This window comes from Sphingobacterium bambusae (assembly GCF_033955345.1).
GTDB lineage: Bacteria > Bacteroidota > Bacteroidia > Sphingobacteriales > Sphingobacteriaceae > Sphingobacterium > Sphingobacterium bambusae.
Genome location: NZ_CP138332.1, coordinates 1,483,987 through 1,497,661, shown reverse-complemented (window position 1 = coordinate 1,497,661; position 13,675 = coordinate 1,483,987). Strand labels below are relative to the sequence as shown.

12 protein-coding genes and 1 tRNA gene are annotated in these 13,675 nt (G+C 43.7%); 8 read left to right on the top strand and 5 right to left on the bottom strand.

Annotated features, from left to right (window positions below):
- Positions 1–40: 40 nt before the first annotated feature.
- Positions 41–1,807, top strand: coding sequence for an AMP-dependent synthetase/ligase (locus SCB77_RS06400; RefSeq protein ID WP_320185600.1), 1,767 nt, complete (start codon positions 41–43; stop codon positions 1,805–1,807).
- 71 nt (positions 1,808–1,878) lie between these two features.
- Here SCB77_RS06400 and SCB77_RS06395 read toward each other — a convergent pair whose 3' ends face one another.
- The 3 genes from SCB77_RS06395 to SCB77_RS06385 all read right to left on the bottom strand — a co-directional run bounded on the left by SCB77_RS06395 (position 1,879) and on the right by SCB77_RS06385 (position 5,173).
- Complete coding sequence (locus SCB77_RS06395; protein WP_320185599.1) at positions 1,879–3,225, bottom strand: OmpA family protein; 1,347 nt, start codon at positions 3,223–3,225, stop codon at positions 1,879–1,881.
- A gap of 218 nt (positions 3,226–3,443) precedes the next feature.
- A complete protein-coding gene (locus tag SCB77_RS06390; protein WP_320185598.1) occupies positions 3,444–4,310 on the bottom strand; it encodes a universal stress protein in 867 nt (288 codons plus the stop codon).
- An 11-nt stretch (positions 4,311–4,321) separates the two neighbouring features.
- Complete coding sequence (locus tag SCB77_RS06385) at positions 4,322–5,173, bottom strand: universal stress protein (RefSeq protein ID WP_320185597.1); 852 nt, start codon at positions 5,171–5,173, stop codon at positions 4,322–4,324.
- A gap of 169 nt (positions 5,174–5,342) precedes the next feature.
- Between SCB77_RS06385 and alaS the strand changes: the two genes are divergently transcribed.
- From alaS to SCB77_RS06370, 3 genes are all read left to right on the top strand, one after another.
- Positions 5,343–7,955 carry an alanine--tRNA ligase gene (alaS, locus tag SCB77_RS06380; RefSeq protein WP_320185596.1) on the top strand — a complete coding sequence of 871 codons (2,613 nt, stop codon included), beginning with the start codon at positions 5,343–5,345 and terminating at the stop codon, positions 7,953–7,955.
- Positions 7,956–7,966: 11 nt separating this feature from the next.
- Positions 7,967–9,061 carry a TlpA disulfide reductase family protein gene (locus SCB77_RS06375; RefSeq protein WP_320185595.1) on the top strand — a complete coding sequence of 365 codons (1,095 nt, stop codon included), beginning with the start codon at positions 7,967–7,969 and terminating at the stop codon, positions 9,059–9,061.
- 95 nt (positions 9,062–9,156) lie between these two features.
- Positions 9,157–9,846, top strand: a complete 690-nt coding sequence (locus SCB77_RS06370) for a response regulator transcription factor (RefSeq protein WP_320185594.1) — start codon at positions 9,157–9,159, stop codon at positions 9,844–9,846.
- A 114-nt stretch (positions 9,847–9,960) separates the two neighbouring features.
- Here SCB77_RS06370 and SCB77_RS06365 read toward each other — a convergent pair.
- Positions 9,961–10,042, bottom strand: a tRNA-Leu gene (locus SCB77_RS06365).
- A 250-nt stretch (positions 10,043–10,292) separates the two neighbouring features.
- Between SCB77_RS06365 and SCB77_RS06360 the strand changes: the two genes are divergently transcribed.
- A complete protein-coding gene (locus tag SCB77_RS06360; protein ID WP_320185593.1) occupies positions 10,293–10,769 on the top strand; it encodes a hypothetical protein in 477 nt (158 codons plus the stop codon).
- Positions 10,770–10,842: 73 nt separating this feature from the next.
- On the opposite strand, the gene SCB77_RS06355 is transcribed toward SCB77_RS06360, so the two are convergent.
- Positions 10,843–11,427: an NUDIX hydrolase gene (locus SCB77_RS06355; RefSeq protein ID WP_320185592.1), complete on the bottom strand. Its 585-nt coding sequence runs from the start codon at positions 11,425–11,427 to the stop codon at positions 10,843–10,845.
- Positions 11,428–11,449: 22 nt separating this feature from the next.
- On the opposite strand from SCB77_RS06355, the gene pyrE reads away from it, so the two are divergent.
- The 3 genes from pyrE to SCB77_RS06340 all read left to right on the top strand — a co-directional run bounded on the left by pyrE (position 11,450) and on the right by SCB77_RS06340 (position 13,675).
- On the top strand, positions 11,450–12,094 hold the full coding sequence (pyrE, locus tag SCB77_RS06350; RefSeq protein ID WP_320185591.1) for an orotate phosphoribosyltransferase: 645 nt from the start codon (positions 11,450–11,452) through the stop codon (positions 12,092–12,094).
- Positions 12,095–12,113: 19 nt separating this feature from the next.
- On the top strand, positions 12,114–12,512 hold the full coding sequence (locus tag SCB77_RS06345) for an SRPBCC family protein (protein WP_320185590.1): 399 nt from the start codon (positions 12,114–12,116) through the stop codon (positions 12,510–12,512).
- 212 nt (positions 12,513–12,724) lie between these two features.
- Positions 12,725–13,675, top strand: coding sequence for an exonuclease domain-containing protein (locus SCB77_RS06340; protein WP_320185589.1), 951 nt, complete (start codon positions 12,725–12,727; stop codon positions 13,673–13,675).

The window sequence follows — 13,675 nt, the reverse complement described above, 5'->3', positions numbered from 1 at the left end:
AGAGACAGCCGTTAGCGCTGTCGTGTCAACTTATGAAACTATGAGTGAACCACGCAGAATTTTTGATTTGGCTTATCGGCAACTGGAGCTCTACCCAGAGCTACCTATGTTCGCGGTAAAGCAGGAAGGAGAATGGAAAAAGATAAGTACTGCAGCGTTTTTAGCGCAAACGCTTGCCCTTTCGAAGGGATTGCTTGCTTTGGGTGTTAAAGCGGGTGATCGGGTCGGGTTGATTTCCGAGAGCCGGTATGAGTGGCATGTGATCGATTTTGCTATTCAGCAACTCGGTGCGGTCACGGTAGCCATGTATCCCAATATTACGGATGCGGACTATCAATTTATCTTCAACGATGCTGAGATACGGATCTGTATTGTCAGCGATAAATCGTTGTACCAGCGGATATGTAATTTGAAAGACGGCATTTACGCGTTGCATTATATTTTTGCCATCAACGAATTTGCAGATTCCCGAAATTGGAAAGCCCTGATTGAAATAGGACAGGAGCTTGCTGATGAGCAGGTGCAGCTTCTTCGTGATCGGGTGCAGTGGGATGATTTAGCAACTTTAGTTTATACCTCGGGCACAACCGGGAAGCCAAAGGGTGTCATGCTCACACATGGCAATATACTCAGCAGTGTTTTTGCTGCACGAGAAGTAACACCCTTAAATGCTTATACGCGAGCGCTCACCTTTTTACCTCCCTGCCATGCATATGAACGTATGGTTATCTACACCTACTTTTATATAGGCATCAGCGTGCATATTGCCGAAGGATTGGAGCACATTGCGACTAATATTAAAGAGGTGAAGCCACATATTATGACGGCTGTGCCGCGTATTATGGAGAAGGTTTTTGAAAATATCATGAAAACGGGATCCACCTTGACGGGCATAAAGCGAAAGATTTTCGATTGGGCGATTGCGGTGGCTAGCGATTTTGATCCTACCGGGGCCGATAATGGTCTACTGTATAGACAGAAGCTACGCTTAGCGCGGCGATTGGTTTTGGATAAATTTCATGAAGCCTTGGGCGGCGAGTTGGTGACCGTCGTGTCGGGAAGTGCTTCGCTGCAATCCAGAATTATCCGCGTATTGTTGGCAGCACGTATTCCGATCTTTGAAGGTTATGGATTGACGGAAGCATCGCCCTTGATCTCGGTTAATTTTTTTGATCGAGGTATACGCGTTGGGACAGTGGGGAATGCTGTTAAGGATGTCGAGATCAAGCTGGCTGACGACGGCGAGATTTTGGTGAAGGGTCCCAATATTATGCAGGGCTACTACAAAAATCCGGAAGCAACAGCGGAGGTGTTGAAAGACGGTTGGCTCTATACGGGAGATGTGGGCAAATGGGTGGATGGTAGTTTTCTGAAAATCATCGATCGCAAGAAGGAAATGTTCAAGATTTCGGGTGGTAAGTATATTGTGCCGCAGCCTATTGAAACCAAGCTGGTAGAATCTCCGTTCATTGAACAGGCGATGGTGGTGGGCGATAGTATGAAATATGCCGCGGCCTTGATTGTTCCCCATTATGGGAACCTTAAAGACTGGGCACAAGTGAACGAGCCTGCCTTGTTGGCGCTTCCCAAAGAACAGTTTTTGACAAGCTCAGCCATCCACAAGCGTGTTAATCAAGACGTCAAAAAGGCAAATCAACACTTCGGAAACTGGGAGCAGATTAAGAAGATTGCTATCCTACCTGCTGAGTTTAGTATAGAACGTGGCGAATTAACGCCGACTCTCAAAATGAAACGCAAAGAAATCTTAAAGCATTATCAGAAAGAGTATGAAGAGATGTTTAATTAACTGAACCATAGAAAATAAAAAAAGGGGCATCTCGATAAAGATGCCCCTTTGCTATGTATAACGCCTATTTATTAATAAAGCGTAAACTCTACACGGCGATTCGCTTGGCGGCCTTCAGCTGTTGCATTGGTAGCAATAGGCTGATTTGGACCGTAGCCCGTAGCCTCAATACGCGATGCATTGGCTCCCTTGGAAACCAAATATGCTTTTACAGCTTCCGCACGCTCTTTCGACAAACGCATGTTGATTTGCATAGAACCGGTGTTGTCGGTGTGGCCCGCTAGCTTCAAGCTGAAGTTCTTCTCGATAAGCAAAGACGCAACGCTGTTCAATGAAGGGAAAGATGTCGAACGGATGGTCGATTTGCTTAAATCAAATTCAAGGTTTTTAATCGCCTCATCGACAACTTTTCGATCCTCTTCGGTAACAACAATTTTTTCGATTACCCGAGTTTCGTTCTTCATTTCTGGAAGCGGACATCCCGATCCGTCCACTTTAACGCCTGCAGGTGTATTAGGACATTTGTCATAACGGTTTGCGACGCCATCACCATCGTCGTCCTGCAACTCTTGGTTTAAGGTCTCCATCTGTGATTTCAATGCATTGTTGGCTGCAACAAGCTCATCACGTTCCGCTTTTAGATCATCATACTTAGCGGTATAATCATTGACTAAAGTGGCAACAGGATTTGAGTTGCTCAATGTCGGTTTTGATCCGCTACCCAGCGCAACCTCGATGCCTGCATGTGCGTAGGAGAACAGGTCATTTTTGTATTGCCCGCCTGCTTTTCCATCAAAATCTTGGTTTGCCCAGTTCAGTTGGTAGCCAAGATCCAAGTTGATGCCTTTGGCAACGGCAAATTTAAATCCGAAATCCACAGGAACATACAGTTTCGTTTGGCTTTCCGCTGTAGTCATTTGGTCTCCAATAGTGGTGCTGGTTTCGAAATTTAGAGCACCGATACCAATTGCCGCATAGGGCTTGATAATACTGTTGAAGAAACGCCAGTTGGTGTTGGCCATCGTCCACTCTCCAGATATGGCGCCAGACCAAGGCATCTTCGTTTCAAAAGCAGAGATCTCGCCCGTGATCGCATCTTCATTAATGCCACCAACCTTACCACCTAGATATTGTGCTTTGATGCCAAATGAAGGTGAAATCTGTTTTTTGATATAGGCACTGTAACCCACATTATGCTCCAATTTGTTGAATCCATCTTGGTTGAATCCGAAAATGTTGCTTTGGTTTAATAAACCTGCATTGACACCAATAGACCAAGTGCGGTACTGCGTCTCTGGCCCTAGTGGTGTAGTGCCTTCAATGGTCGTTCTGTTCTGCGCCTGTGCAACAGTCAAACTACCGATCATGAACGACAAGCCTAAAAAGGCGACGTTTCTTTTAGAGTTAAAGTTTCCCATGTACAAATTGTTAAACGTTGTTAAATGTATGTTCAACCTTATGCAATTGTTTTGCCAAAAAAATGACTTAAAATAAAATTTCTGTTATAGACCAAATTTTGTAGTCGCTATATGACATGGAAATCCACGAACAGAAGGGAGATCGGACTGATGGTGTATGAACCCTGCACATAGGTAATGTGAAAATCGTTATGTGCAGGGGGCTTGTTTTCGGAATGCTAACTTTTCGCGTGAACGCGTGCAAACAATGTCGGAACGGTCATTTGGTAGGCGAGTTTTCGTACTATGTTTTCGCCAACAATTTGACGGAAGAAGCTTTTTCTACTTTTTGTGACCAGCATAATATCAATCTGCTCATCGATCAGCGCATTGTTGATGGCATGGGAAATATTCTCTACGACATGATTGTACAGTACCTGTGCCTTCACCGTATAGGAAATATTATCTATCCCGGTTTGTGCAATAATCTCGTCAATCCATTGCTTAAATTGAGCGTCAATAGCCTTAATATCCTTATCCTCTTTATTGACGTGGATCAAAATGAGCTCAAAGTCTTTGCCAAATAGTTTGATCGCCTGTTGCAGAGCCTCGAGTTCAGCAATTTTAAAGTTGCAGAGCAGGCCTATACGATCTTTTTTAAACTTATCGGAATTTTTAGGAATGCCAAAGACCGGCGTTTTTGTATTGAGGATAACATCGTAGGTGTTGCTGCCCAAAAAGATGGCTTCCAGACCAGAAGTTCCCTTGGTACCCATAATGACGGCGTCATAAGCAAAGGTAGCGGTCACCTTGCTAACTTCCTCAAATAGATTTCCAGATTTAAAGATCTCGTGGCATACGATATTTGGGTATTTGATATGGATAATTTCCTTCAGCTTTTTCATCTCTTTTTTGGAGATTTCTACCTGAGGGTCTACCAAATCTGGGCTCAATTGTCGGTTGACATACAGGTTGGATTGATTGGTGAAAACATGCACTAAATCCAACTCTTGTTGACTTTCGTTCGCAATAATCAGTTGGCAGGCATAATCTACCGCACATTGCGAATATTCAGAGAAGTCTACGGGAATCAATATTTTTTTCATGACAAAAGGTGTTAAATGGTTTTTCCAAAGAAAGCCGGTTTTTGGAGATCAAGGGCAATAGCCTTTGATACCGAACCGGTAAAAAGACGTTCGATAAAGGTTTTTCGACTTTTGGATACTAAGATCATATCGATATGGTTTTCCTCGATAAGTTGGGCAACAACCTCTGGTATAGTATCTAAATCTTTGTCGTCTTTAACCACCGGGGCTACAAGCTTCTCGATATGACGAACAGCGGAAAACTCTTCTACATTGAAAGACCATGAATCTAGCCGATCGTGGATCGATGAAGCGGATTCGCTTTCCTTAAACACATGGATAAGGCTGAGGTCAAAGGTTTCTTTGAAGGTGTGTGCAAATTCCTGTAGAGTCAGCAGTTCCTCCTGGTTGAAATTGGTAAGCAGACCAACTTTTTGGACGTCCACGGCAAAGGGTCGGTTTGGAATGGCAATCACCGGAATAGGTGATTTTGTCGTTACCAAAGCGGTGTTGCTACCCCAGAATATATTTTTGTCGGCCGTGGCACCTGTAGTGCCCATCACAATGGCAGCGTATCCATCGCGCGATGCTTCCTTGGCCAGCGCTTCGTCAAGCAACCCGCGTTCGTTATGAAAAGATATCAACACTGTCGGATACTGTTGTTTCAGTCGTTCGGCCCATGCCTTGATTGTTATGTCGGCCTTCAATACACCGGTGTGTTCGGTTTCCTCCGTCAGCTCATTGTCCGCAAAAGCCGAAGAGCTTGCCGTATAAAAATGGATGATGTGTAAACTGTATTTATGTTTTCTACAGAGCTCCGCAGCATACTGTGCGGCAAGAAAGGCGTTATCTGAAAAATCAGTTGGGACGAGGAGTTTCTTCATAGAAATATGGTGGATTACTGCCTAAATATACGTAAAATATATAGGAAATATTGCGACGAGGGTTAGCTATTTGTCAGATTTAACCCTAATCAGCTCCTCCTGAAGGATGTGGATTGTAAGAGCAATCAATTTTAAGTAACTTCGCACAATTAAAATTTTTTAATAGTCCATGACCAGTAAAGAGATACGTGAAGCTTATTTAAGTTTTTTCAAAAGCAAGTCCCATCAAATTGTACCGTCGGCACCTGTTGTCGTGAAGAACGATCCTACCCTGATGTTCACAAACGCAGGAATGAACCAATTTAAAGAGTTCTTTCTCGGTGAAGCACAGCCGAAATTTGCACGCGTGGCCGATACACAACGCTGTTTGCGTGTGTCGGGAAAACACAACGACTTGGAGGAAGTAGGGATTGATACCTATCACCATACCTTGTTCGAGATGTTGGGCAATTGGTCTTTTGGCGATTATTTTAAGAAAGAGGCCATTAGCTGGGCATGGGAATTGTTGACAGAGGTCTATAAACTGGATAAAGACCGTTTGTATGTGACAATTTTCGAGGGCGACGATAAAGAAGGCTTGACACGCGATATGGAAGCTTTCGACTTTTGGAAAGCACTTATTGCGGAAGACCGTATTCTTTTGGGTAATAAAAAGGATAACTTTTGGGAGATGGGCGAGACAGGGCCTTGTGGTCCTTGTTCGGAGATCCATTTTGATATGCGTAGCGATGCCGAACGTGCTGCGGAGCCTGGACAAGATTTGGTAAATGCAGATCATCCACAGGTTATCGAAATTTGGAACTTGGTATTCATGCAATACAATCGGTTGAAGAATGGTTCGCTCGAACCGTTGCCAGCACGACATATCGATACCGGGATGGGATTTGAACGCCTCGTGCGGGCTATCCAAGGCAAGACGTCCAATTATGATACGGATGTTTTTCAGCCTATCATTCAATATATAGCAGGTCGCTCTGGTATTGCTTATGGAGCCGACGAAAAAACGGATATCGCGATGCGTGTACTATCCGATCACATACGTGCGGTAAGTTTTGCCATTGCAGATGGGCAGTTGCCTTCCAATAACAAAGCGGGCTATGTCATCCGTCGTATCCTGCGTCGCGCGGTGCGTTACGCCTATACTTTTTTAGATTTTAAATCGCCATTTTTAAACGAGCTTGTGCCGCTGTTGGCGAAGCAGTTTGAAGGTGTATTTGATGAATTGATACAACAGCAAGGCTTTGTGCAAAAAGTGGTGCTGGAAGAGGAAGTTTCCTTTCTACGTACGCTGACGACTGGTATCCAACGTTTTGAAAACTATGCTGCAGATCACCGTGCCGTGGATGGTGATTTCGCCTTCGAGCTCTTCGATACCTTCGGATTTCCTATTGACCTTACCGACTTATTGTCGCGTGAGAAAGGACTGACCGTGGATATGGATGGATTTCAGCACGCATTGCAACAACAAAAAGAACGCTCGCGTGCAGCCACAGCAGTTGACACGGGTGATTGGGTTGTACTTCAGGATGATGAAGAGAGTGTTTTTGTGGGCTACGATCAATTGGAGGCTACGACACAAGTGCTCAAATATCGCAAAGTAACGGCGAAAGGAAAGGAACAATATCAACTTGTTCTCTCTGTAACGCCTTTTTATGCGGAAGGCGGTGGACAGATAGGTGATTCCGGTGTGTTGATATCTGACAATAACGAAAAAACATATATACTCGATACGAAAAAAGAGAATGGATTGATCGTGCATTTTGTACAGGCGCTACCCATCAGTTTGGAAGGAAACTTTAAAGCGATAGTCGACAGCGCGAAACGCCAAGATACAGAAAACAACCACTCTGCAACGCACTTGCTACATGCTGCATTGAAGTCCGTGTTGGGCGACCATGTTAATCAAAAAGGTTCGTTGGTTACGCAGGATATTTTGCGCTTTGATGTATCGCATTTTGCTAAAATCACAGCAGAAGAAATCAAACAGGTAGAAGACATCGTGAACCAGAAGATACGTGAAAATATTGCGTTGAAGGAAGAACGCATGGTGCCTTTTCAGGATGCATTAGATGCTGGCGTTACGGCTCTTTTTGGTGAAAAGTATGGCGACTATGTTCGCGTGATTTCCTTTGATGAAACGTTCTCCAAGGAGCTTTGTGGCGGTACCCATGTCCTTGCTACCGGACAAATTGGGTTTTTCAAGATCACTTCTGAGTCAGCAGTGGCAGCGGGTGTACGTCGTATCGAGGCTATCACCGGCACACAGGCCTACGCTGTCATTCGCGAGCAGTTTGAACTTGTGGCCAAGATGCGCGACTTGTTGAACAATCCCAAAGATTTCGTTTCGGCGGTCTCGAAATTGATCGATGACAATGGTGATCTGAAGAAGGAAATCGAAAACAATATACGGGAGCGTTCGCTCGCGATGAAGAAAGACCTCGAGTCTAAATTTGAAGTAATCGATGGGGTGAATTTCTTAGCGGTACAGGTGGATCTTCCGAATGCTGATGCCGTGAAAACATTGGCTTACGCGTTGAAGGGCCAAGTAGAAAACCTGTTCTTGGTAATCGGCGCTAATTTTGATGGTAAGCCAAGCCTTACTGTCGCTATCTCGGACGAGCTCGCTAAAGCCCGTGGCTGGAATGCGGGGACTATTGTGAAGGATCTGGCAAAAGATATCCAAGGAGGTGGCGGTGGACAACCATTTTTTGCGACCGCTGGTGGTAAACTAAGTGCTGGACTGTCATCTGCCATTGCTAGAGCACGGGATTTTGTAAAATAAAAATTATCGGAATGAGAGGACTTTTTCTGAGCTTGTTGAGTGCAGTATATGCGCTGTCGAGTTGTACTAATAGTGATGTTATCCACGTTTCTGGACATATCGATAACCCCGGAAATGTAAAGGTTGTTGCTTTCTACGAAGGCGATCGGAAATTGGATTCGGTGTTTCTTGCAGATGGGAATAGATTTACTTTCGAACGTGAAGCGACACAACCACGATTGCTTTCTTTGGCGATAGGAAACAATAAATATCCGGTTATTCTAAGCCCTGGAGAGAAATTGACCTTTGTTGCGGATATGCATCAACCAGAGAATTATACGGTAGAAGGGTCTGGACTATCGACGGCCTTGAAAGACTTTGCGCCCTATAAACGGCGCAAGGAGTATGTGCAGGACTCCCTGCAGGGGGCTTTTGCGAAGGCAACCTTGAACAAATCTGCGGAAGAGATAGAAAGCCTTCGCTTTGATTATCTTGCCGAATTTAAATCTAAATTGGCACTATACACGAGGCAGGCCGTTGGCTTTGCGAAAGCACAGCCCAACTTGGCAGGTTTTTACGCAATTAGTACGTTGGATCCGGATGTGGCAGAAGCGGAAATATTAGCCTATGCTGAAGAGATTGATGCTAAATTTCCAGACAATAGGTATGTTTCTCAATTTAAGGAAGAGGCCAAGAAGTTGAAGCGTTTGGCAGTAGGACAGCCTGCGCCTAATATTGCGTCGTTTACCCCCAACAATAAATCGGTAAATCTATCGGATTTTAGAGGGAAATATGTACTGGTAGATTTTTGGGCATCCTGGTGTGCTCCTTGTCGACAGGAAAACCCGAATATTGTCAAACAGTATCAGGCATTCAAAGACAAGAACTTTACGGTCTTAGGCGTATCCCTGGATAACAATCCGGGCAGTTGGATGCGGGCGATCGAGGATGATAAATTGGAGTGGATGCAGGTGTCGGACTTGCAGGCTTGGAGCTCGTCCTTGATTACAGACTATCGGATCAAGGCTATACCAACTTCTTACCTACTGGATCCGGATGGCCTCATTATAGCTAAGAATTTACGGGGTAAAGAGCTGGAGCGTTTCCTCGAGAAAACATTAAATTAAATTTTATGTTTAACTAGTGTTAAGTATTAACAATTTAATAACGTTGCTTTAACTTTATTTTACCATTTAGTACATAATTTAGCAAAAAAAAAGTAATGAGCGCCAACCAGAAAATACTAGTGGTAGATGATGAGCACGATATCGTTGATTTGATAGCGTATAATCTCACAAAAGAAGGATATCAAGTTTATCAGGCCCACAATGGTAGAGAAGGCATCGATATGGCTAAACAGGTCAACCCAGATTTGATTATTTTGGATGTGATGATGCCCGAAATGGACGGTATAGAAGCCTGTCGTTTGATGCGTTCTATGCCCGAGTTTAAGCATACGTTCATGGTGTTTTTGACCGCTCGTAGCGAGGAGTATTCCGAAATTGCGGGTTTCAATGTCGGTGCTGACGATTATATCGCGAAACCGATCAAACCCCGTGCGCTGATGAGCCGCATTAACGCAATCCTAAGACGCAATACCGCGGAGGCAGAGATTAGTAGCGGTGATAAGTTGGAGATTATGGATTTGGTGATCGATCGGGATTCATTCCTGGTGTATCGCGACACCGATCGTATTACCTTGGCGAAAAAAGAATTTGAACTACTTTACCTATTGGCCTCTAAGCCCAATAAGGTGTTTACACGCGAGCAGATATTAAAAGCTATCTGGGAAGATTCAGTCGTCGTGACAAACAGAACCATTGATGTGCATATCCGCAAGCTGCGGGAGAAGATTGGTGAAAATTATGTGGCTACGGTGAAAGGGGTAGGTTACAAGTTTGAATTGAATTAAAAAATAGTACCATATTAGTATCAAAAAGCAAACTGTAAAGTTTGCTTTTTTTATGGGGTTCCCATTTTTGGAACATAAAAAAAGCCTTAATAACATTGTTATTAAGGCTTTTAGTACCCAGCGCCGGAGTCGAACCGGCACATCCGAAGATATTGGTGTTTGAGACCAACGCGTCTACCAATTCCGCCAGCTGGGCTTGCTGCTATCCTTGTTTGACGATGCAAATATAGAAGTTGTTTTATGTATTCCAAAATATATTTTCGATGTTTTTACAAACCTGCTGATTTTTAAGTTATTTAATTTTTATTGACCTACTACACGCATGGAAAATAGTCGACAGGATCGCTTAACATTATTTAACGAAGCCCGATTAAACGTTTGGTGCTCTCGCGACTCTATCCCATTAAAGAAGCAATAAACAGAAGTTTCATTAAAAAAATAAGAATATGAAAAAGATCCTTTCCTTGGCCATCCTGTTTACAGGAATCAGCGTGGCAACATTTGCACAAGACAAACAACAGGTAGAACGTCCGGCAAAGCAGGAGCGTAAACATGCGCGGCAGGAACGTCGTATGGAAAACCGAAGTCCGGAGGAAATGGCCCAGATGAAAACAGATCGTTTGGATAAAGAGCTGAAGTTTACCGATGCACAGCGCAAAGAGGTCTATGCCATACAGCTGGATCAGGCTAAACGTCAACATGCGCATCGTACCGAGATGAAACAGCTACAACAAAAATGGAGAGAGGAAGCCAAGGGCTCGCAGGATAAGCTTAGTCGCGTGCTTAGTGCCGAGCAGCAATCGTTGTTGAAAGAAAAGTTTGTGCATGCTAGAAAAGAAAAGATGATGCGTAAGCCTGGCGGTTTTAAAGGCAAAAGTAGAACAGAGGTGATGCCTCAAAAAGAGGTGGAAGCAGCTGGATAGTAGAGTAAGTGTTGCGTTTTTATGTTTTGATGAATGAGGGGGCTGTTTGGCCCCCTTGTTTTCAGACTATCAGCTATAGTGTTTTGATGAGTTGTGCGATTAGGGGGTAGGTATTCTCTTTGACGGTGTCAAGATCCTCCGGACTGATCCACCGAGCTTCAGTGATGTCTTCCTCCAATTGCGGAATTAATTTGGGGGATTTATTGACACCCATATCATACCAATTCGTTTGCTTAAGCACAAATTTTCCACGCATGATATAGGTATGATAGGTCGTATGAAGTTTGGCGCCGAGGTAGTTTATTTTAATGCCACATTCTTCTTCTACCTCCCTAACGGCAGCGTCTCTCATTTTTTCATTATCCTCCACTTTACCCTTTGGAAGATCCCACTTTCCCAATCGATGTATAAACAAGTATTCGCCGTCACCATTTTTGACGATGCCGCCAGCGGCTTTTATGATGTTGCTTTTTTGCAAGATGGCTTTAAAAACCTTCTCAGCCTCAGGGTGTACGTAGAGATAGGTCGTGTCTTTACTGGCTTTATTTTTCGAGGCTTGGAAAAGTTTTTCGAGGTCAATATCTTGTAAACCAATTGTTTGAACAATAGACAGTTTTTTAGGAACGAAATCTGCTAAAATTAGCTGAGATTCGTTCATATAAATTTTATAAATTTGTGCCATGAATAATTTAAATGAGGTTGAACAAAAAATTGCTGAATCCTTATTGCAAATTAAAGCAATAAAATTACAACCTAAAAACCCTTTTACATGGGCTTCGGGTTGGAAGTCGCCAATTTATTGTGATAACCGTATAACCTTATCACATCCCGCTATCCGTACATATATCCGCCAGAAGCTTTCTCAATTGATTCAAGAAGAGTTTGGAACGGTTGAAATGATTTCTGGAGTGGCTACAGCAGGAATACCACAGGGTGTTTTGGTAGCGCAAGATTTGGGTTTGCCTTTTACCTATGTGCGCAGCAGCGCAAAAGGGCATGGCCGTCAAAACTTGATTGAAGGAGAAGTAGTCAGTGGCCAACGTGTAGTTGTAATCGAAGATTTAATCTCTACCGGGAAAAGCAGTCTACAAGCGGTGGAAGCGCTTCGCGAAGCAGGTTGTAACGTCGTTGGCTTAGTTTCTATCTTCACCTATGGATTGGATGTTGCTGTAAATAATTTCGCTGAAGCGAAATGTCCATTTTTCAGCCTTTGTAACTACGATGCCCTAATCAAAGTGGCCGTAACCAACAGCTATGTGTTGGAATCGGATGTAGCGCTTTTGGAACAATGGAGACGTGATCCATCAAATTGGACCGGGGAATAATAATTAAATAGCACGGCTTATGACTATCATTCAAAACAATATTGACATCAACAAACCCGTCGCTGAGGTTTACGCCTTTTTAGCTGATTTGAACAATCACGAGCAGCTGATGCCTGAGAATATCTACAATTGGTCTTCCACGGCAGATGAGGCGAGTTTCACGATCAAGAACATGGCCAAATTGGCCCTCAAGATTAGTCAGCGCATCGAACATAAGGAATTGGTTTGTGTGCCATCTACAGAGGCTCCATTTGCAATGACGTTACGCTGGAAACTAGATGAAAAATCGGCCGATCTAACGAATGCTACATTCGTTATTGAAGCAGAGCTCAATATGATGATGAAGATGATGGCTTCCGGCCCACTGCAAAAACTAGTGGATCATCAGGTAAGTAAATTGAAAGAACTTTTGGGGTAGTACCCCGCCCATAAGATAAAAAGCCGAAGTTTTGTTGATTTCGGCTTTTTCTTTTTTATGCTGGAGCGGAAGGGCGGGCTGATACCTGTTTCTTTGGATGTAAGTGTCTTAATTGGTTGCGTGGGAATAGTGTCATTAATTTCGTTCAAGTAAGGGAACACCGAAAGAGTTTCGTACTTTTGTTATTCAAGTTTATCATCAATCTTTAGTAGATGGAATTACAGCTAAAACGGCCATTGGCCTTTTTCGATTTAGAGACTACGGGCGTAAATATCGCGGTGGATCGTATTGTCGAATTATGCATATTAAAAGTATTGCCAGATGGGGTAGAGGAAGTGTTGACGATGCGAATCAATCCGGGGATGCCTATTCCGGCAGAATCATCGATGTTCCACGGTATTTACGATGAAGATGTAAAGGATCTTCCGTTTTTTCGACAACGAGCTGAAGAGGTGCGTGCATTTTTAGGTGATTCGGATCTAGCCGGCTACAATTCGAACAAGTTTGATGTGCCGATGCTGATGGAAGAGTTTCTGCGTGCTGGGGTTGATTTTTCGTTGGAGGGACGCGCTTTTGTCGATGTACAAAATATCTTTCACCAAATGGAACAGCGAACGCTGAAAGCAGCCTACAGATTCTATTGTGATAGCAATTTGGATAATGCGCATACCGCAGAGGCGGATGTGCGGGCCACCTACGAAGTACTTAAGGCGCAGCTTACAAAATATGAAGGCGCAGCTTACGAAGATAAACATGGCAATGTGTCGACACCTGTCGTCAATGATGTGCCTGCATTGCACAAGTTTACTAACCTGAGCAATCCAGTGGATTTTGCAGGTCGATTGGTGTATGATGAGGATGGCGATCCTTGTATAAATTTCGGTAAACATAAAGGAAAAAAGGTTACCCACGTGTTTGAGGTGGAACCGAGCTACTATGCTTGGATGCAGAATGGTGACTTTCCATTGTACACAAAAAAGGTGCTTGAAGGGCTTTGGAATAGTTTCCGTAATCAACGTAAAGAACAACGGGATGCCGTTGCGGCGGCAAGTGCCGAGAAGAAAAAAGAAGCCCAAAAAGAACAGCAACCGAAGCCAGAGCATAAGTCTAAGCCGATTACATCGGATATGTTAAAGCAGTTGCAGGGCAAATTTGGTAAGTAA